Annotated in this window: 22 protein-coding genes; 14 read left to right on the top strand and 8 right to left on the bottom strand. The window is 56.6% G+C overall.

The window, feature by feature from the left end; translation table 11 throughout:
- Positions 1-2 precede the first annotated feature (2 nt).
- From ACR0DL_RS04715 to ACR0DL_RS04750, 8 genes are all read right to left on the bottom strand, one after another.
- Positions 3-932, bottom strand: coding sequence for an ABC transporter permease (locus ACR0DL_RS04715; RefSeq protein ID WP_170409855.1), 930 nt, complete (start codon positions 930-932; stop codon positions 3-5).
- Positions 932-2023, bottom strand: coding sequence for an ABC transporter ATP-binding protein (locus ACR0DL_RS04720; RefSeq protein WP_170348690.1), 1092 nt, complete (start codon positions 2021-2023; stop codon positions 932-934). The genes ACR0DL_RS04715 and ACR0DL_RS04720 overlap by 1 nt, the downstream gene beginning before the upstream one ends.
- A gap of 500 nt (positions 2024-2523) precedes the next feature.
- Positions 2524-3135 carry a COG4648 family protein gene (locus tag ACR0DL_RS04725; RefSeq protein ID WP_480687818.1) on the bottom strand — a complete coding sequence of 204 codons (612 nt, stop codon included), beginning with the start codon at positions 3133-3135 and terminating at the stop codon, positions 2524-2526.
- A gap of 23 nt (positions 3136-3158) precedes the next feature.
- A complete protein-coding gene (locus ACR0DL_RS04730) occupies positions 3159-3410 on the bottom strand; it encodes an acyl carrier protein (RefSeq protein ID WP_480687820.1) in 252 nt (83 codons plus the stop codon).
- A complete protein-coding gene (locus ACR0DL_RS04735) occupies positions 3403-3678 on the bottom strand; it encodes a phosphopantetheine-binding protein (protein ID WP_480687822.1) in 276 nt (91 codons plus the stop codon). The genes ACR0DL_RS04730 and ACR0DL_RS04735 overlap by 8 nt, the downstream gene beginning before the upstream one ends.
- On the bottom strand, positions 3659-4453 hold the full coding sequence (locus ACR0DL_RS04740; RefSeq protein ID WP_480687824.1) for a lysophospholipid acyltransferase family protein: 795 nt from the start codon (positions 4451-4453) through the stop codon (positions 3659-3661). The genes ACR0DL_RS04735 and ACR0DL_RS04740 overlap by 20 nt, the downstream gene beginning before the upstream one ends.
- Positions 4446-5081: a beta-ketoacyl synthase chain length factor gene (locus tag ACR0DL_RS04745; protein WP_480687826.1), complete on the bottom strand. Its 636-nt coding sequence runs from the start codon at positions 5079-5081 to the stop codon at positions 4446-4448. Before ACR0DL_RS04745 ends, ACR0DL_RS04740 begins: the two co-directional genes overlap by 8 nt.
- A 74-nt stretch (positions 5082-5155) precedes the next feature.
- On the bottom strand, positions 5156-5716 hold the full coding sequence (locus tag ACR0DL_RS04750; RefSeq protein WP_480687828.1) for a hypothetical protein: 561 nt from the start codon (positions 5714-5716) through the stop codon (positions 5156-5158).
- Positions 5717-5775: 59 nt separating this feature from the next.
- Between ACR0DL_RS04750 and ACR0DL_RS04755 the strand changes: the two genes are divergently transcribed.
- From ACR0DL_RS04755 to ACR0DL_RS04820, 14 genes are all read left to right on the top strand, one after another.
- On the top strand, positions 5776-6369 hold the full coding sequence (locus tag ACR0DL_RS04755; protein ID WP_480687830.1) for a 4'-phosphopantetheinyl transferase family protein: 594 nt from the start codon (positions 5776-5778) through the stop codon (positions 6367-6369).
- Between the two features lie 167 nt (positions 6370-6536).
- Positions 6537-7835 carry an AMP-binding protein gene (locus ACR0DL_RS04760; protein WP_480687832.1) on the top strand — a complete coding sequence of 433 codons (1299 nt, stop codon included), beginning with the start codon at positions 6537-6539 and terminating at the stop codon, positions 7833-7835.
- A 41-nt stretch (positions 7836-7876) separates the two neighbouring features.
- Positions 7877-8245 carry an ApeI family dehydratase gene (locus ACR0DL_RS04765; protein WP_480687834.1) on the top strand — a complete coding sequence of 123 codons (369 nt, stop codon included), beginning with the start codon at positions 7877-7879 and terminating at the stop codon, positions 8243-8245.
- The gene (locus ACR0DL_RS04770; protein WP_480687836.1) at positions 8242-9918 is read left to right on the top strand and encodes a glycosyltransferase family 2 protein; all 1677 of its coding nucleotides are present in this window, start codon (positions 8242-8244) and stop codon (positions 9916-9918) included. Before ACR0DL_RS04765 ends, ACR0DL_RS04770 begins: the two co-directional genes overlap by 4 nt.
- Positions 9915-11459, top strand: a complete 1545-nt coding sequence (locus ACR0DL_RS04775) for an HAL/PAL/TAL family ammonia-lyase (RefSeq protein WP_480687838.1) — start codon at positions 9915-9917, stop codon at positions 11457-11459. Before ACR0DL_RS04770 ends, ACR0DL_RS04775 begins: the two co-directional genes overlap by 4 nt.
- Positions 11460-11461: 2 nt before the next feature.
- Entirely contained in the window at positions 11462-11881 is a 420-nt protein-coding gene (locus tag ACR0DL_RS04780) for an acyl-CoA thioesterase (RefSeq protein ID WP_480687840.1), read from the top strand.
- Between the two features lie 2 nt (positions 11882-11883).
- Positions 11884-12474, top strand: coding sequence for a LolA family protein (locus ACR0DL_RS04785; RefSeq protein WP_480687842.1), 591 nt, complete (start codon positions 11884-11886; stop codon positions 12472-12474).
- A gap of 2 nt (positions 12475-12476) precedes the next feature.
- Complete coding sequence (locus ACR0DL_RS04790; protein ID WP_480687844.1) at positions 12477-14756, top strand: MMPL family transporter; 2280 nt, start codon at positions 12477-12479, stop codon at positions 14754-14756.
- The gene (locus ACR0DL_RS04795; RefSeq protein WP_480687846.1) at positions 14753-15988 is read left to right on the top strand and encodes an NAD(P)/FAD-dependent oxidoreductase; all 1236 of its coding nucleotides are present in this window, start codon (positions 14753-14755) and stop codon (positions 15986-15988) included. Before ACR0DL_RS04790 ends, ACR0DL_RS04795 begins: the two co-directional genes overlap by 4 nt.
- Positions 15988-16599: a DUF3261 domain-containing protein gene (locus ACR0DL_RS04800; RefSeq protein ID WP_480687848.1), complete on the top strand. Its 612-nt coding sequence runs from the start codon at positions 15988-15990 to the stop codon at positions 16597-16599. Before ACR0DL_RS04795 ends, ACR0DL_RS04800 begins: the two co-directional genes overlap by 1 nt.
- On the top strand, positions 16596-17807 hold the full coding sequence (locus tag ACR0DL_RS04805; RefSeq protein ID WP_480687850.1) for a beta-ketoacyl-ACP synthase: 1212 nt from the start codon (positions 16596-16598) through the stop codon (positions 17805-17807). Before ACR0DL_RS04800 ends, ACR0DL_RS04805 begins: the two co-directional genes overlap by 4 nt.
- Entirely contained in the window at positions 17804-18274 is a 471-nt protein-coding gene (locus ACR0DL_RS04810) for a hotdog family protein (RefSeq protein ID WP_480687852.1), read from the top strand. Before ACR0DL_RS04805 ends, ACR0DL_RS04810 begins: the two co-directional genes overlap by 4 nt.
- Positions 18267-18992: a 3-oxoacyl-ACP reductase FabG gene (gene fabG / locus ACR0DL_RS04815; RefSeq protein ID WP_480687854.1), complete on the top strand. Its 726-nt coding sequence runs from the start codon at positions 18267-18269 to the stop codon at positions 18990-18992. Before ACR0DL_RS04810 ends, fabG begins: the two co-directional genes overlap by 8 nt.
- A complete protein-coding gene (locus ACR0DL_RS04820; RefSeq protein ID WP_480687856.1) occupies positions 18989-20233 on the top strand; it encodes a beta-ketoacyl-ACP synthase in 1245 nt (414 codons plus the stop codon). Before fabG ends, ACR0DL_RS04820 begins: the two co-directional genes overlap by 4 nt.
- Positions 20234-20238 lie beyond the last annotated feature (5 nt).

The following is a 20238-nucleotide window of genomic DNA, read 5'->3' on the forward strand; positions in this document are numbered from 1 at the left end:
GATCAGCCCCCCGCCTTGTCGGCTTTGGCCTGCTGACGGGCCGATAACATCAGGATGATCAAAACCATTGTCAGCAGGATCATCGACGCGGCCGCGCCAAACGGCCAGTTGCCGGCGTTGCCTTTGAACTGCTCTTCAATCAGCGAGCCGATCATAAAGTTTTTGGCGCCACCCAGAAGGTCGGGTGCAAGAAACGACCCCATCGACGGAACAAACACCAAAATACAACCCGCAAATACTCCGGGTTTGACCGCGGGAAGCAGCACGCGGCGCAGTGTGGTCCATTTCGACGCGTAGAGGTCGGCCGCAGCTTCGGACAGGGCAAAGTTGTACCGCTCTACCGCTGCATAGATCGGCAACACCATGAAGGGCAGGTATGAATAGAACAGGCCGAGCTGCACCGCAAAATTGGTGTTAACGATATGCAGGGGGCTGTCGATCAGGCCGATATTCATCAGAAAGTCGTTCAACGGCCCCTGATCGCGCAGAAGGAATTTCATCGACACGGTCCTGATCAACAGGTTCACCCAATAGGGGATGGTAATCAGGAACACCCAAACTGGACGCATGCCTTCGGATCGGGTGGCGATGAAATAGGCCGTTGGAAAGCCGATCACGAGGCTGAGCAATGTAGCAGCACCTGCCTGCCAGATCGAGCGCCAGAAAATCGTGATATAGGTCCATTCTATCTTAGGGGGGTCGTCACCGAACAATCCTCGATCAAAGAAGAACTGATCATAAGCCGCCAGCGAGAATTCCCAAATGACGCCGCCCCGGAACTCTTTTGTCAGGAAAGAGTAGATCAGCATCATGATGACCGGCGCCAGAACCAGAATGGCCAGTGTCACCCATGCGGGCAGCAGAAGCCAGGTTCGCGCCTCTTTATAGGTATCTGTCGTTGCGCTGCCGCCGCTTGCCGCACCCGCCGCCATTAGTCGACCAGGAGGCGACCAGCCCCCAGCTCCATGTTGACATACATTTCGGTGCCCGGCTCAAAAATCCGCTTGTTGCCGCGGTCTGAGTTTGAGGTGCGTACGACAAAATCTGGGCCATCCTGCAAATCCACGATGGTTGTGATATCTGTGCCGACAAAGATGTTTTCCTTGATCCGCCCTTTAAGGCTTTCGGTTTCGGCAGGGCTGTCCGACATAAACAACCGCTCTGGCCGGATTGACATGTGAACCTTGGAGCCGACGCCGACCCCCTCAACCGAGTTGCAGGTCAACTCATGCCCACCGCCAAGGTGGCAGGTTGCACGGCCATTCGAGATATCGTCAACGGAAACCTCCAATAGGTTGGTCTCGCCAATAAAATCAGCCACAAACATGTTGTGTGGACGCTCGTAAATGTCCGTCGGAGACCCCAGTTGCTGCAGCTCGCCAGCGGACATAACCGCGATGCGATCGGACATGGTCAACGCTTCTTCTTGGTCGTGGGTCACGAAGATAAAGGTGATCCCGGTTTCACGTTGCAGATGCTTCAGCTCAAGCTGCATTGCTTTGCGGAGCTTCAAATCGAGTGCAGACAGGGGTTCGTCCAACAACAAAACCTTGGGCTGAGGCGCCAGGGCACGTGCCAGCGCAACACGCTGTTGCTGGCCACCTGACAATTGGCTGGGCTTGCGGGCCGAGAACTGAGAGAGCTGTACCAATTCCAGCATCTCACCCGCTTTCTTACGCGCTTCGGATTTCGAGGCCCCGCGCATTTCCAGCCCGAATGCAACATTGTCCAAAATGGTCATATGCGGAAACAAAGCATAGTTTTGGAAAACTGTGTTCACCGGGCGCTTGTTGGGAGGCAGGTTCTCGATTTCATCTCCGTATAGGTAGATCGCACCTTCGGTTACGGCCTCGAACCCGGCGATCATTCTAAGGAGAGTTGTCTTGCCACAGCCAGACGGACCCAGAAGGGTAAAGAACTCATTGTCCATGATCGACAGCGAGATCTTCTTGAGCGCCGTAAAATCGCCATAACGTTTTACCGCGTCCCGCACGTCAATCGCGATATTTTCTTTGCCAGACAATTGCGCCTCCCCTGAGCATCGCGAAATTCCATTCAGGTATATACGGGCTGCGTTGCCGTCCTAAGAATTGACTTCCTCACTAAACATTAGGATTTGCCTAATCATTTCTATTATCGCCTATAAATCAATGCGCTATCGTGGTTCAGCAGCTTTTTCAGCAAAAAGAAAAGCCCAGTGAACATATGTGAAGTGTCGCATTTTTCCCTGCGGTGATCTCGTCAACAATGGGAGCAACCGCTATTTAACGCGAAAGATTTTCAGTGTCCTAAATTTCGGAGCTTTTGTTCTCCACCTTCAATTTCGCGTCTGATGGCTGAATGAAGTTTGTCTGATTGGTGCGTATCCTGCGGCTTGGGGCAGAGCGTTTCACGCACCTAAACGTAGTTTTATGAACTGTCTGGCAAATTAGCTTTCAGGACATTTCTGGCGGTTGCCAAGGTTCCCTTAACTAATATTGGTCGGGAAGGGGAGTTCAATAAGTAATGCCCGCCATGGGCGCTCTAGGCCGCCGGAGCAGCTTCGTCCTTGGGCTGAGATGGATGGCTGGATTCTTTTGCATGGGCTACGAAGAAACGGCGGTACAAAAAATCAGATGCCATCAGAACACCCGACAAACAATAAAACAGAAAGCCGTTATAAAAGGCCCAGATTTCTATGGGAGCAAAGAGGGCGGTTATTGCTGCGACAATGGAATTGAATACCAGAAATACCAGCCAGATGCGTGTCAGCTTACGTGTGTAAACGACGCCAGATGTTGGTAATTCTGGTTCTCGCAGCCGTGCCAGAATTTCGATTAGTGACCGCTCTTTTGTGAGGCTGATGCCGAAAATCAGCGCAAAGGAACCGCTCATTGCAAATGGGTGTAGCAGATAGGCCTGATCTTTAAACGCCAAAAGAGCTAGGGCCATGACAACAAGGTAGAAGATCAGTTGCGGTATAAGAAGATCGGTTGCTGTTCGTCCTGTCATGGCAAACCGAAGAACGCTCAGCGCGACTGCGGCAGCAAACAGCCAATACGGATATGCGAAGGACGAGAAACAGTATACCGCAAGCGGGAAGGCGACCAAGCAAGCGGCCAGAAGAAAAGAAAGTGCTGCGCGGAAGATGTTCATCGAATTACGAGCTTTGGGCGACCTCAGAGGTTCGCCACCACCACGTCGACGACGTCCCTAACGGTCCGCGCCGATTTGAACTCCTCTGCCGAAAATCGTCTCCCGATGTCTCGCTGAAAGCGAACGATCAAATCGACCGCATCAATACTGTCAAGATCCAGGTCCTCATACAGCCGAGCCTCTGGTTGAACGTCTGCCGACTGAACCTCGAAGTCTTCTTCAAGATACTGCTTCAGTAGGTCTAGAACCTCGTCGAAATTAGCAGGTTTAGACATTGGCGCCTCCGCGGTCAGACAAGATTTTCTGCGCCAGCGTAGCAACCGAATAAAACGCCTGTTTCACGTCGTCCGAGTTTGCGTCAAGCTTTACGCCATAAGTTTTTTGAACGGCAACGCCGACTTCCAGAGCATCGATCGAATCCAACTCAAGCCCGCCATCAAACAGCGGCTCCGATGACGAAATGTCAGCTTCAGACACATCTTCGAGGGCAAGAGCCTCGATAATCAGTGTCTTTAGTCGTTGTTCAAGCGATTGGATATCCAAGGGATACCTCCAAAATCTTCTGTGCATTTCTTGAAAGGTGCCGCTTGCGCGCTGGCACGGGCAGGGTCGTATCACACAGATCACTGGTTGATACAATGGGCAACGCGGTCAGGGTCATCGAAAGGCGCTCAGGCGGCACACGGTACCACGGCACGCCTTTCATCAACGTCCGGTGGTTGACGGTGATTGTAATTGGGACGATTTCGCATTGCGTTGCGCAGGCGACGGCGGCGAACCCACGGTGAAACTTCATTACATTGCTGGCAGGTGTTCGTGTACCTTCGGGGAAAACGACAATTGATTTACCCGAATTGATCGCGTCGATGCAGTCCTGAGCCAATTTCTCCGGATCTTCATCATTCCGGATGTAATTCGCCCCGGACACCGCAGGTGAGATGAAAAAGTTCGAAAAAAGCTGGTGTTTCACGATGCATTGCACATTCGGCATGCGGGAAATCAAAGCGATGACATCTATCAAAGTCGGATGGTTAGCGATGATAAGGCGGCCCTTACCATCAGCCGAAGGGGCCGTCGTCAAGTTCTGCATGTCGCGATAGTTAAACCGGGCCACACCCAACACGGTCATCAACTGCAAAAACGCGTTGAAGGTAAGGCTGACGCCGCGTTGGCTTCGCCGTTCAAGCTCTGCAGGGTCATTTTCGATACATGCCAGCAGACGAAACCAAATGGCCCCCAATACGAGGCTGCCCAGTCCGAAGGTTGAAAAAGAAATGCCGGTGGCCAGAACGCGCCAATAGTAGTTCAGTTTACGCATCGACGCGTCTCAGCAATAGATTGCGCCGGGTTTCGGGCAATCGGACCTCGGTCGTTTCATCACCCAGAAGCCGCACAAACGCGCGGGCATTTTCCAGGCCGTAGGGTTTTGTGTGTGTCTTTTCTATGCCCGCAGGAGACAGAACAAATGCGCGTTCGTGAAAGGCGCTTGGGCTGGCAGAGAGCGAAACACAAAGGGTAAAACAATCCGATCCTTCAGGCGCGAGTGAGCGGTATTCGTCGGGCAGGGCAGCCTCGTGAAACAGGTATGTCACTGGTCGCGTCGGGTTATAGGAAATGCGGGTCAACGCTTCGGTCAGTCCCATTGTAAAACTTTCAACACCCGCGGAGATGCCGGAGTGGGCCGACCGCAACGTACGTATCAAAGTGGCAAACCCCGGGACTGCATTGTGTACCGAGGTTGAAAAGGCCGTCGGCGACAAAAGCTCTTGCTGGTTGAGTTCGGTCAACAGCTTAAGTGTCTCTTGCATGTCCGAATATCTGGACGCGAAAATCAGATCCGAGTCCGCTGGGTCCTCGGCGGCCAGATAGGTACCCAATGCCGTTCGGGCAAAATTGCTCAGGCGACGGCGGATTTTCGGGGGTACGTTCTTATGAGGCGCATCCACGAAGCCCGGGCCATCACCGCCCCGTTCATCCCAATATCGGCAGGGTCCAGCAAAAAAAGTCTGGTCGGTATGGGTCAGCTGTTGCTCCCCCCGGACTTTTTCAGCAGCTCAGTTTCGATTTCGCGCTGCAGCAGGATGACCCACTTGTTGTAGTTCCGGTGAATCCTGTTCCCAGACTGCAACAGGTTCGTGCTGTCGACCAGATTTATGCTGACTGTCTTGGTGTTGTAGAGAATCTTGACCCGCGCCTGATGCGACCGGACAACGACGGTCAGGTCCACTTGGCCGGGTTGCTTGTTGGTCACAAGCCATTGGTCACGGGCACCTGCTCCGCGCAAGATGGCTTGTTCCACATCCCATAACGACAGGCGCGTTGAACCTTGCGGAACGTTGATAACCGGTGTGAAAACCGGAACCACTCGTTCGATGAGCGGAGGCGTGTAGGACTGACCCGAAGATGTAGTCTGGTTGGCGTCCAGACTTTGCACGTCACTCGTGCAGCCAGCGATCACAAGTGTCAGGAATAGGATGGTTGAAAGTCTTATGTTGGTTGCCATGCGATTATTGGACCAATGATGCTCAGTTTCGGAAAGGTACTCGAATAGACGCAGGAATGTCAGTGTGGCCTGAAACATTCAAGGATGACGTTTAGTCGCAATGACGTTTCCGGGCGTAGGGCGTAGCTGCTTTCTGGATGGCCCTATTTTATCCCCAGAAACCGCAGCTGCTGTTCGGGCAGAGTTGCACCGTTCTTACTGCAAAGCTGGAGGGAGAGCCCCTGAACCGGCCATCACACCGAGCCGCGCAATCACAGGCTGCACGGGAGTTATTGGCGGGGGCGGTTCAGGATCGGGAAGACATGCGCCATGCGGTGCTGAGCGACCCTCGGGATGGCCCAATAACCTATACCTCTGATAACAGGCGGCTTTGGGCATCGATAACGCATCGCGGTGGGTTTGTTGGTGCTGGCCTGTCCGAAATCGGACCGGTCGGTGTGGATCTGGAAATTCTGCAGGACCGACCGAACTGGACAGAGCTTGCGCAGGTGGCCTGGCCGGGTGGAATGCAGCCTAAGGATCAGACGCGGTTTTACCTGTTCTGGACACTGTGGGAGGCGTGTGTGAAGTGTGGCGCCGAAAACCAGTTTGAGAAAATTGCGGACAAAACTGCAGACAGCTGTGCCCAAATCGTCACATCCACTTGGGTGGAGGGACGTGTCTGTGGACTTAGGTATGCCTTTTGTATTGACGCTGAAACGGTGCATGCGGTAGTGCAGCGTCCGGTTTGACGCGGGTGAAGCGATCCCTCAGGCCGATCTGTTGGTACAGAGCTTTTGAATTCTAATTTAGGGCGTAGACGTCACAGAAGCGGTAGCCCTGTCCAAATTGAACGAGCAGGAATACTTTGCGCCCATTCAGAACACTGTGCGACTTGCCGAATTGGCCGAAAAACGGGATGCTTTTTCAGGGGTCCGCCGTTGCCACGACCGTGGGCGACGTGCTGGGTTTGACGCGCGCACTCGTCGCGGATGTCTATGAGCGCAGACGCCAAGGGGATGTGGACAGGATCGCAATTGCCTGCGAAGACCCATCGAACTTTCTGGCGGCCCTGTTGGCGTGTTTCGCGTGCCGGAGCATTGCGATCCTGCCCGGAATTACGTCACCCGATGGCTTGGCAGATAGGGCCGATCAGTTTGATCACTTGGTTACCGATGCCGGGATAGCGCGCCTGACTTCCGACGAGATGGTTACACATGACACATTGACCCTGCCAGAGGCGGCCAAGTGCAATCTGGTGTTCTTCACAAGCGGCTCAACTGCCGCACCACAGCCAGTCCAGAAATCCTGGCGGCAGATTGAGGCCGAGGCTGAAACCCTTCACCAGCAGTTTGGGTCCGACGTCGGCGGGGCTCGGGTTGTGGCCACGGTTCCGCATCACCATATCTATGGAATTCTGTTTAACCTCGTCTGGCCCTTGTGCACGGGGCGAGCGCTGTTTGTGCCGCGCCAGATTTCCGTCGACGCGGCGCTGGATTACGCCGAGCAATGCCCGACCGTCATCGTTTCCTGCCCGGCGCATATGATGCGCCTCGGGTCCAGACAGGCATCAGAGCGGGCACCGATGTTGGTTTTTTCCTCTGGCGCGCCGCTGATGCCGGACGTTGCGAGGGCTATGGCCAAGATTTCCGGTTCCTTTCCGATTGAAGTCTATGGCAGCACGGAAACCGGGGGCATTGGCTTCCGAACCCAGGCTGTTTTGGGGCAGCAGTGGACCGTGTTCTCGGGGGTTGAAACCATGCAAACGTCTTCGGGTTGCTTGGCCGTTCGCTCGGCGGTGACGCCCGGTGCTGATTGGTTCGAAACGTCAGATTTATGTACCTTGTCAGAAGACGCGCGCAGTTTCGAATTGGGTGGGCGAAACGACCGCGTCCTCAAGATCGAAGGGGTGCGTATCTCGTTGCCTCGGATCGAAGCACTTGCGCAAGCAAACCCGTGCGTTCTGGAAGCCGCCGCACTTGGCCTGGATACGGACAAGGGCCAAAAGCTGGCCATGGTGGCAACCCTCACGTCCGAGGGCGAGCAATTGCTGAAAAGCAGGGGGAAATTTCGCCTCGAACGCGTCCTTTCAACCGCGATCAGGACGGCGGAAAACGCGGCATCCGCGCCAAAGCTGTGGCGGTTTGTCCGCGAAATTCCAACCAATGAGCGCGGAAAAAGACAGACGGCCGCCTTGGCTGAACTTTTTTCGGGGTGAGTATGGCAGTGTATAATCACAAACAAACGTACGGTTCGGACGTGAGTGGACAGAGCCCTCGCGCCACCGATTTGCCTCCGTTCAGGATTATCAAGTCTGAAGGCCCGCACGCAGTTTTGTCTCTGGACGTGGTGCCAGAGATGACATGCCTACAGGGGCATTTCCCAGAGAACCCGATCGTTCCGGGCATTGCCTTGCTTGATTGGGCAGTTCGACTGGCCGATCAGGTATTTGACTGTGGCCGTTCGGTCGCCGGTACGCGGAATCTGAAATTCAAAAAGGTGGTTGAACCGCGCGCGCAACTTGAGTTGACACTGGAACACCAGCTTGAACGCGACCGCGTCAAATTCACCATTGCTTCGGTGTTGGGTGAACATGCCAGCGGTATTGTCGAACTGGTGCCAGCATGACCGGCGCTATTTCCGAATTTAGACCCTGCGCGCTGATCCCCAGCTTCAATCATTACAAAGGTCTGCCAGCTATTGTAGAGCGCCTGAAACAGCTTGGTCTGCCGGTGATTGTTGTAGATGACGGGTCGGCGGAACCGGCGGCCTCGGCGATAGCGCAGTTGGCGCAACCCAGCAGTTCAGTGCGCGTGTTTCGCTGCCCGCAAAACGGCGGCAAGGGGGCTGCAGTCATTCGTGGCTTGCAAGAGGCTCAGGCACTTGGGTTCACACATGCCGTTCAGGTGGATGCTGACGGTCAGCATGATTTGGATGCGGTCGAAGAGTTGCTTGCCAACGCCCTTGGTGCGCCCGACACACTATGGAGCGGTCGCCCGATTTATGAAAGTGACGCTCCATGGGGTCGCCGGATCGGGCGCTATATCACTCATTTCTGGGTCTGGGTGGAAACGCTGTCGTTTCAGATCAAGGACACCATGTGCGGCCTGCGAGTTTATCCGGTGTGCCGAACGCTTGAGGTTTGCACGACCCAGGTCCATGGCCGCCGGATGGACTTCGACATAGAAGTGATGGTGCGCATGTTCTGGAACGAAACACCAGTTCGCCAGATTCCAGTGATAGTGAATTACCCTGCTGAGAACCATTCGAATTTCGATGCGCTCCGCGACAATATCGCCATCTCGAAGATGCATACACGACTTGTGTTCTCGATGTTGTACAGACGGTTGTTCGGGTGGGTGCGCCCGGTCAGATCGACACATTGGGCAGACCAGAGAGAGCGCGGAACCTATTGGGGCATTCGCTGCGTGGCCTCCATTTACCGCTTGCTGGGCGCGCGGGCGGCGATGGTGCTGATCGCGCCGGTTGTGGCGATGGCTTTCCTGTTCTCGGGCGACGCACGGCGGGCGTCGGGCCAGTACTTGGTCCGGGCGCGGCAGGCGGGGGTTCGCTGTGGCACCGCGTGGTATCACAGCTTTTGGCAGTTTCTGAATTTCGGCCGCGCGGCTTTGGATAAGGCCAGCGCCTGGAATGGCGATATCGGGGCCGAGGACGTATGGTTGGGCGACGGGGTTGCGTCGTTGCGCGATCAGGTCGGATCGGGGCAGGGCATTGTCGTTCTGGTGTCGCATCAGGGCAATCCCGAGGTTCTGCGGGCGGTGGCGTCTAAACAGAAATCCTTTGTGGTCAATATCTTTGCTCACACCAAACACGCCGAAAACTTCAACAGTGTTCTCAGAAAGCTGGACCCCGGTTCACAGGCCCGATTAATCGAGGTCACGGCGCTGAATCCTGTGGTCGCGGGTGAGCTTTATGACCGTGTCCAGCGGGGGGAATGGCTGGTCATCGCAGCGGATAGGACGCCCGTTGAGGCGCGTGACAATGTAGTTCGCATTCCATTTCTGGGCGATGAGGCTGCCTTTCCCGTTGGGCCATTCCTGATTTCACATTTGCTTGAATGCCCGGTCTACATGATGGGGTGCCACCGGCGCGACGGACGGTTCGAAGTCAGCTGGGAAAAGCTGGCCGACCGGGTACATCTGCCACGGGCGAACCGGGGACAGGGGCTCAAGGACTATGCTGGCCGCTACGCTGCCTTCCTTGAGGCACAAATCCGCAAAGCACCCTATCAGTGGTTCAACTTTTTCAACTTCTGGGCTTCGGAGCAGAAAACACGATGAATTTTCCAATAGCGAGCATCACTTTCGGCGACCGCAGCATTTCTTGTTCAGACATCATTCGCATCGCGCGCCAACCTGCTGTGGCAGCCGTGGTCAACACCTGTCCAACCTATCGCGGCAAGTTGCGGGCCAGCACGGCCTATCTGGATCGCTTACTGGACGAAAACGGCGAAATATACGGTGTGACAACCGGGTACGGAGACAGTGTTGTGCGGTCAGTTCCGCCCGCGCTGGTCCCCGAACTTCCCCTGCACCTGAGCCGTTTCCATGGCTGTGGTCTGGGCGAGTTGTTGACGCCGGAACAGAGCCGAGCTGTGCTTGCCGTGCGACTAAGCTCGTTGACGCACGGGTTTTCCGGTGTCAGCGAAGAGCTGGTGGACTTGCTGGCCGGGTTGCTAAATCACGGTATTCTGCCCTGCATCCCCTCTGAAGGGTCGGTGGGTGCCAGCGGTGACCTGACGCCCTTGTCCTATGTTGCGGCTGCCCTGATCGGCGAGCGGGACGTCACCTATCAGGGTAAAGTGATGCCTGCAGCACAGGCATTGGACATGGCAGGCTTGCGCCCGATCACGCTGCGCCCGAAAGAGGCGTTGGCGATCATGAACGGAACCGCGGTGATGACCGCGCTGACCGCATTGGCGATGGAACAGGCCGCCTATCTGGGCCGATTGACAACACGCATCACGTCGCTGGCGGCCATTGCCCTGACCAGTAACCCCGCCCATTTCGACGCCCGCTTGTTCGAGGCGAAACCTCATCCCGGTCAGGCCGAAGCAGCGGCCCGTATTCGTGCGGATCTGGCCAATCTGGGTGCGGAATACGAACCTGCACGCCTGCAGGACCGGTACTCAATCCGCTGCGCGCCACATGTGATCGGTGTACTGTTCGACATGCTGCCGCAATTTGCGCAGATGGTAGAGACTGAGATCAACAGCGCCAACGACAATCCGCTGATCGACCCGGACGACCATCGCATCCTGCATGGGGGGCACTTCTATGGCGGTCACATGGCGTTTGTTGCCGACTCGCTTAAGAACCTTGTCGCCAATCTGGCCGACCTGATGGATCGCCAGATGGCGTTGCTGGTGGACACCAAGTACAATCACGGGCTGCCCTCGAACCTGTCCGGTGCTGAACCCGAGCGCGCACCGATCAACCACGGGCTGAAAGCCTTGCAGATCGGAGCTTCGGCCTGGACGGCAGAAGCGTTGAAGAACACGATGCCAGCCAGTGTGTTTTCGCGTTCGACCGAGTGTCACAACCAGGACAAGGTCAGTATGGGTACCATCGCCTCGCGAGACGCGCTGCGGGTCTGCACGCTGACCGAGCAGGTGGCAGCCGCCTTGCTGATTTCTGTTCATCAGGCGGTCCTGCTGCGTTTGGAATGCGGCGAATTGCGGAACGATCAGCTGACGCCGGAAACCCGGGCCTTCTTGGACCAACTGGGCGAAACGATCCCGCGGATTGACGAAGACCGCCCGCTAGATGCCGTTTTGCGCAAACTGACCAACGACATCCACAACCGCGTGTGGGAGATTTAACGATGATCTCGGCCAGCATTGAGACGCGCGTGCAGTTCTATGATCTCGATCCGATGGAGATCATGTGGCACGGCAACTATGTCAAACTGTTCGAAGAGGCTCGCTGTGCCTTGCTGGACAAGCTGGAATACAACTATCCGCAGATGCGAGAGGATGGGTTCGGCTGGCCGGTGGTTGATCTGCGTGTGAAATATGTGGCGCCTGCGCGGTTCGGGATGTGTATTCGGGTGACGGCGACCCTGCGGGAATACATCAACCGCATGGTCATTGATTATCAGGTCGTTGATATCGAGACCGACGCGCGCCTGACCAAGGGCCAGACGACGATGGTTTGCGTTGCAGCAGATACCGGTGTCATGCAGTTCGAAACACCGGTCACCTTCCGCGCCAAAGTCGAAAAACAAAGTGATCGGGCTGCTTGAAGATGCGCGTTGTTCTGATCCTCTTGGCGTGTCTGGTTGCCAGTCTTGCGGCGGCTGAACCTTTGGGTGGGACATTCCACCAGTCGCGTTATTTGCCTGAGCACGACGTGACGCTAGAAACAACAGGTTCGTTTGCCCTGTTGCCCGGTGAGGGGTTGATCTGGGTGAACCGAACACCGTTTGAAACAACACTGATTGTTGCACGGGATGGGCTGTATCAGTTGAATCCCGCCGGTGATTTTTCTGCGATTGATGAAGGGCGCGGGGCGCTGGAGTTGTCCATACTCGACCACATGCTCTCGGGTGATCCGCATTCGCTAGTTAAGACGGGGATCTTTACGCTTAGCGATGAAACGCAGATGCAAGATGGTGACACGCAGATACGCGGCGTCATGAAAACACCATCCGGCAAATCCGAACCGGTCACTTTACGTGTCTCAGGTGGGCCAGATTCCGTTCTGCGGGAGATCGTGTTCTGGGCGAAAGATGCTCAAGGTCAGACCTATGAGGCCAGCGCAGTGCGTCTGGATGTGGACAGTTCCGACCGGGCCGAGCTTGTGGCCCTGTGGCAGCAGTTTCAGGAGGCACACTGACTGTGGTCCTCCATCGCCGGGCTCTATTGTGGATACTCGCGCAGGCGGTATGTGCCGTTGTCCTGTTTGCGGGCATTGCCGACGGGCGATTTAACATCCGGGGTGACATCTCGGCCTTTGATCACAGCAACAGCGATAGTGCTGAACTTGATGCTGTTTGGGTCGAACTGCGCGGGCGGCAAACAGGGCAGGGCAGCGTATTGCTGTCGCATCAGGACCCGGATCGCGCCGTTGATGCGGCGCTTGCGCTACAGGCTGCCTTGACGGCTCATCCCGGCCTTTCCTCGGCAGGACTAACGGAACAAAACCCAGAGGATCAACAGTTTTCCGAGCTGCTGCTGCAGGCTTTCCCAGGCGTTATGAGCAGCAAGGATCGCCGGGATCTTGAGCGGTCGGAAGGCGATGGAATTCTGGCCCGCGCTCTCGCTGGCTTGACGATTCCGGGCATAGCTTTGTCCTTTACCGATCCTGTGCGCGACCCGTTCAACCTGACCGGGCAGGCGTTGATCTCGGCCCTTGATCCAGTAATCCCCAGTCAGTTGATCGATGGCGTGCCGGTTTTCCAATCTGCTGACGGCGTGTACCACGTGCGAGTCCCGTTTCAGGCGGCGGACGTCAACGATTTGAAAGGTCAGAGCGACCTGGCAGCAGCAATTCGGGCAGCCGTGGCTGAGACGGTGCAGGACAGGCCACAGGTTCAGGTCCATTTTTTGGGTGGCGTTTTCTTCTCGGCTGATATCGCCAAGGCATCGCGGGCCGAGGCAGAACGCCTGACGCTGTTGTCCGCCTTGTGGGTTCTGGCGGTGGTCGTTGTTTCCATGCGATCTGCCCGATCGCTGATTGCCACTGCTTTGGTTCTTGGCATCGGTTTGCTGTGGGGCGGGGCCGTCGCCGCGCTGATGTGGGGCAGTGTGAATACCGTCGCCCTCGGCTTCGCCGGGGGGTTGCTGGGTGTGGTGGCAGATTACGTCTTTCACTATTTTCTGACGCGTCCTGATGGCAACAAGCGTGTGGCATTGGCCACCCGCAAAGCTTTGCTGTTTGGAGCCCTCAGTTCTGTCGTGGGGTTCGCCAGTTTGTTTTTTACCTCGTCCGATCTGTTGGCGCAAATCGCCGTTATTGCTTGTTCTGGCATTGCTGCGTCACTGACGACGATCCTAATCCTTTTTCCTGCAATTGGTTTGCTGCCGATTTCGGCAAATCAACAACAGATGTTGTTCAGCGCGAAGTTACGGCGCCAGCACATCCGGGTGGCCGGTTTTCTGGCGCACCCGGTCGTGGGTTTGGCGCTGCTGGCCAGTGCTTTTCTGGTTCTCAAGCCACCTTCCGATGATGTCAGAGCGTTAGGCCATGCGCCAAAGGCGTTGCTGCGCGATGCTGCGCTGGGGGCTGAGCTGTTCCCGTCGGCTCAGATCAGCCGCTTTCTTGTGGTAAAGGCTGATGACAGCCAAAGATTGCTAGAACGGCTTGAACACATCGCACCAACGTTGCGCAGCCTTCAGCAGCAAGGTCAGATCACTTCGGCTTTTCTGATCTCAGACCTGATCCCCAGCCTGGCTCAGCAGTCTGAGACCGCCGCGTTGGTGCAGAATGGATTGGCGTCACGCTGGGCAGAGGCAACTGGCCTGCCATTTGTTTTACCAAAGCCCGTACCGCTTACGATCGAAAGCGTTCAGATCGTCGCACCCCAGCATCGCGCCCTGCAGATCGTGCACCATACGCAGGACGGGCGGTTTTGGGCCGCCATTCCGATTGTCGGCGGTACTGCTGCAGCGGTTGCTGAATTGGCGCAGCGCTTTGACGACGTGTATATGGTAGATCCGGTCGATGGCGCGAACCGGGCCTTCGAAAAATCACGCAAGGGCGCTCAGTACGCGTTGCTGGTCGCGCTGGTTCTGCTTTGGGCGTTGTTCTGTGCGCGCAATGGGGTGGCACGCGGTACCAGGTTGACGCTGGTTCCTGCAGCGGCGGTTGTGGCGGCCCCCGTTTTGGCCACGCTGGTCGGTGTGCCGTTGAACCTGCTGACCGTGATGTCTTTGTTTCTGGTGCTGGCCATCGGTGCGGATTATGCGATCTTCCTTAGCGATCCGGACCTTGGGCCGCATCCCGAGACCTATCGCGCCGTGACCCTGTCCGCGCTGAGTTCGGTTGGTGCTTTCGCGATCCTTGGGACCAGCAGCCTTCCTGCCATCCACCAGATTGGTACCGTTTTATCCGCGGGCCTGACCGTAGCGTGGCTTCTTTCACCCTTTTCAACTCAAGTCATGGGAATACATAAATGACGCTGAATTCGACAACCACCGGCATTGCGATCATCGGGGCGGGGCCTGCGGGTTCGTTGGCGGCCAAGCGGCTGGTTGACACCGGGCATCGGGTGACAGTGGTCGAATCCGCTCGACACCCGCGGTTTTCTATTGGCGAGAGTCTTCTGCCCTTTTCGATGATCCCACTGGAACGTGCAGGGCTGCTGCCCGAGATTGAAGAGGCCGGATTTCAGATCAAGACCGGGGCACGTTTCGTGCGGGGCGCTCAGACTACAGACATTGACTTCCGTCAGAAATACGAACCCGGCTGGGGGACGACATTTCAGGTACAACGCGCCCGGTTTGACCAAATTCTGGCAGATGCGGCCGAGCGTGCGGGCGCAGAGATGCTTTATGATACGCAAGTGGTGGACGCAGATATCTCAGCACAGAATGCATCGCTGACGCTGCGCGATGAGGGTGGCCGAACCACGCGCCTCAATGCCGGTTTTGTACTGGACGGAAGCGGCTTCGGGCGGGTGTTGCCCCGGCTTCTGGGGCTTGAGACCCCGTCAGACCTGCCGTTCAGGGGCGCGTTGTTCACCCATATCGAGGATGGCATCACCAATCCGGATTTCGACCGCGGCAAGATCGTGATCACCGTGCATCCGCAGCACCCCGAGGTCTGGTTCTGGCTAATCTGTTTTTCTGACGGGACCAGTTCGGTCGGTGTTGTTCTTGGGGAAGAGCATGACTTGGGCGACACCGGTGATGACCACGCACACCTATTGTGGCAATGGGTCAATGAAACCAACTTGGGACGTTTACTAAAGGATGGACGCGCGGTTCGACCGACGGGGTGTATTCGGGGATATTCCAAGAATGTCAAATCCTTGCATGGCCCGCGCTTCGCCTTGCTTGGCAACGCGGCCGAGTTTCTGGATCCGGTTTTCTCAAGCGGTGTGACAATCGCGCTGCATTCGGCGGACCTGGCCTGCGATGTTTTGCTGCGACAACTCGACGGTGCCGAAGTGGATTGGGATCGCGATTTCGCGATCCCCTTACGATCTGGTGTGGATGTTTTCCGAACCTTTGTGACCGGTTGGTACGATCAAAGTCTACAAGAGGTGATCTTCAATCACCCGGCCGAGATCAACAATGTCACTCGGATGGTTACGTCGATTTTGGCGGGATACGCCTGGAACCGCGACAATCCTCTGGTCAAAAAACCGGCAAGCGGTTTGGCTGCGATCAGAAAGATGGTCGCCTGATGCGCCGGGTCTTGGCCGGATTCTTTGCTTTGGTTCTGACGGCCTGTGCGGGGCCGGAACCAGAAGCGCCGCAGGACGCTCCGGCGTCCGTTTTCCCGGACGAACCTGCGGTAGCGTCAGAGCAACCGCAGTCAGAGAGTACACCGGTGTTCACAACGAACCGGTTGGTTTGGCCCAAGCCGCCGCTGAAGCTTCAGCAAAGGCTGACATTAGAAGTCGATGGGCATACACGGCAGGCGATGGCGTTTCTCAGCCTGTCGGGCGAAGTGATCGAAATGCAGCTGTTTGATCCACTTGGGCTGCCGATGGGGTCGTTGAAATGGGTGAATGGTCAGGCTGAGCCGAACAGCGCGCAATTCCTGCCCGCCCAGATATCGGACCACCATATTCTGGATGACATAGTTCTGGCCTTTTGGCCGTCGGAAGCTCTGCTGCCTTTGATGCGCCAAGATCTTGAACTGAAGGTGGGCAGCCGTGACCGCAAGGTCAGTGAAGGGTTGCAGCCTCTGGTCACCGTCACCTATAGCAAACCGTCTGACTCGACTGAGCTGACGATCAATGACCAACAACACGGCTACACTCTGAAAATCTCTTCTGTAGAATTGTCATGACCGCACAACCGTACTTCCTGAACGATCTGGGAATCTCCTGCGCATTGGGGCAGGGGAAACAGATCGTGCGGGCGGCGCTTTTGGACGGGGATCAATCCGGAATGCAACCAGATCCGGGTTACTTGCAGCGTGGAAAGACCGTTGTCGGCATTGTGCCGAACCTGCCCGAGGATTTGCCCTCATTGCCGCGGTCGGATCAGTTTGCGACGCGCAGCAACCGTATTCTGTATAGCGCGCTGGTGCAGATCGAGGATTCGATTGTCAGCGCGGTTGAACGGTATGGGCCAGAGCGTATAGGCGTTGTAATTGGTGCAACGACAAGCGGCATTGAAGAAGGCCGTTTAGCACTGGCAACTGTCCATGCGGATGGTGCGTTTGCGTCCGATTTTCGGTTGGAAATGCAGGAGTTGGGCAATCCATCAGATTTCGTTTCCACGCTTTACCAGCTTCGGGGCCCGTCCTTTACTGTGTCAAACGCTTGTTCATCAGGGGGCAATGCGCTGGCCAGCGGCGCGCGCTTTCTGGCGACCGGGCAGTGTGATGCGGTTATCGTAGGTGGCGTCGACGCGTTGACCAGTCTGACTTTGAATGGGTTTGATGCGTTGTCGTCGATTACACCGGGGCTGTCCAACCCGTTCTCGGCCAATCGCAACGGCATCAATATCGGAGAAGGTGCGGCGGTTTTTCTGATGACGCGCCAGCATTCAAACGTGGTGCTTTTGGGGTGGGGTGAGACATCAGACGGGTATCACATGAACGCCCCGGACCCGTCAGGGCAGGGGGCAATTGACGCTATCAAAATGGCGATGGGAATGGCCGGGTGCGATGCCGGTGATATCGCCTATGTCAATCTGCACGGAACCGGAACGAAAGCCAACGACGCGATGGAGTCGCTTGCTGTCGCTCAGGCCATCGGGCATGACATCCCGGCCAGTTCGACGAAGCCCATGACCGGCCACACGCTTGGGGCGGCTGGCGCTATTGAGGCAGGTTTTCTGTGGTTGTTGCTGTCTCATTCTGCGACAGATACAGCTCTGCCACCGCACCTGTGGGATGGGCAGTTGGGAATGGATTGCGAACGGTTGAATTTCGTCATGCCCGGTGAAACTGACCCCACCACTCGGCGGGCCTCGGCTATGATCAGCAATTCATTCGCCTTCGGAGGCAACAATTGTAGCCTTGTTCTGGGCAGGAGCGAACAGCCATGACAAACACGACACCTAGTATGCCCGAGGATATTGCTCAGTTCATGCCGCATGACCGGCCCATGATGCTGTTGGATCGTTTGATCGAGGCGCAAAACGGACGTCTCAAGGCTGAGGTTCGGATTAAATCAGAATCCATGTTCTATCGGCCAGACGAAGGCGTGCCGAGCTATCTGTCGCTGGAATACATGGCCCAAGCAGTTGCGGCATTGGATGGATTTTGGAAGGCACAACGCGGCAGTGCGCCGTCCATCGGCTTTTTGCTGGGAACTCGTGCGATGCCCCTGTCTCGGCCTTTTTTTGAAGCCGGAGAAGTGCTGACCGTCACCGTTGAAGAACGATTCAATGACGGAAACATGGCATCGTTCGACGGACGTGTGGACAGTGGAGCCGAGACCGTCGCCTCTGCTACGCTGAACGTGTACAGCCCGGATGGGACCGAAGTAACGAAGGAGGCCGAAGATGCCTGAACGTATTCTGGTCACTGGTGCGAGCAAAGGGCTGGGGGCTGCGATAGCCCAAAAGCTGGCGGTCGACGGATTTGAAATCGCGTTGCATTACGGGCGTGACCGCGCGGGTGCCAAAGCTCAAGCCGATGCGATACAAAGTCAGAGTGGCACTTGCAACTTGCTGTCGTTCGATGTCTCCAATCGCGACCAATGTCGGGATGTCATCGAACAGGATATCGCGCAAAACGGGGCCTACTACGGGGCCGTTCTGAATGCTGGTGTGACGCGAGACGGCGCGTTCCCCGCCCTCACCGGTGAGGATTGGGATGGGGTCGTTGATACCAACCTGAATGGATTTTATAACGTGCTGCATCCTTTGTTGATGCCGATGATCCAGCGCCGTAAGCCGGGGCGGATTGTGACGATGACGTCGGTCTCGGGGATTATCGGCAATCGGGGGCAGACCAACTATGCGGCATCAAAGGCCGGCTTGATCGGGGCGTCCAAGTCTCTGGCCATTGAATTGGCCAAGCGAAAAATCACTGTGAACTGCGTGGCGCCGGGTGTCATTGAGACAGGCATGACCTCAGAACTGCCCGGCGATATGGTCAAGACTCTGATTCCGATGCAGCGTGCGGGTCTGCCGGAGGAGGTGGCAAATCTGGTGTCTTTTCTGTGTTCTGACGGGTCATCCTACATTACCCGACAGGTGATCGCCGTGGACGGAGGGCTGCAATGACGCGCAGGGTTGTCGTAACAGGCATGGCTGGCGTCACGTCTCTGGGCGAGACATGGGGCGATATTCGGCATCGGATGGAGCAAGGGCAGACCGGCATCCGATACATGGACGAATGGGATGATTGCCAGGATCTGAACACCCGGCTGGGCGGGCCGATCGATACGTTCGAGCCGCGGGACCACTATAACCGCAAGGCCCTCAGAACCGCCGGACGGGTGGCCGCGCTGTCGATGTATGCCTCTGAAAAGGCGTTGGAGTCTGCGGGTCTGAAAGAAGAATCAGAGCGCTTGCAATCAGGACGCGCCGGGGTGGCCTATGGCTCATCCTTCGGCAACGTTGATCCGGTCATCGATTTTGCCCGCTTGCTGACAGATCGCACGGCACGCAATCTGAACGCAGCAAGCTATGTGCGCATGATGAGCCACACCTCAGCCGTCAATATCGGGATCCATCTGGGGCTGACCGGGCGAGTTTTGCCGACGTCATCGGCTTGCACCTCGGGCAGTATGGGGATCGGGTTTGCCTATGAGGCGATCCGGGATGGGAAGCAGGACATCATGCTGGCTGGCGGGGCTGAGGAAATGAGCGTCGGCATGAGTGCTGTCTTTGATACGCTGTTTTCCACCAGTGCGTTGAACGATCACCCGGGTCAGACGCCCCGGCCTTACGACAGCGCCCGAGACGGCTTGGTGATCGGCGAGGGTGCTGGGACTCTGATCCTTGAAGAATTTGAACACGCCACCGCCCGTGGTGCACCCATCCTTGCTGAAATCGTCGGTTTTGGCACCAATTCGGACGGTAGTCACGCGACACGACCGCAATCCGACACGATGCAGACCGCACTGCGATTGGCATTGCAAGATGCCGGGCTTGAGCAGGGGAGCATCGGTTTCGTCAGTGGCCACGGTACCGCCACGGATGCCGGTGACATTGCCGAAGTTCATGCGACCTCAGCCGTTTTTGATCGCGCGGTTCCCATGCACTCGCTTAAGGGACATTTCGGACATTCGCTTGGTGCCTGTGGGGCCATCGAAGCCTGGCTGGCTATTGAGATGATGAATGACGGCTGGTTCCCGGCTACGGCAAATCTCTCAGACCCTGATCCAAGATGCCTGGCAGTCAGCGCTACGACGCCCGACTTCCTGATTGGTGCGGCGCGTGAGTTCCGACCCCAATATGTGATGTCAAACAACTTTGCCTTTGGCGGGATTAACACGTCCCTTATTTTCAAAAAGGTCTGATCGAT

Source organism: Ruegeria sp. BB5, assembly GCF_056539405.1.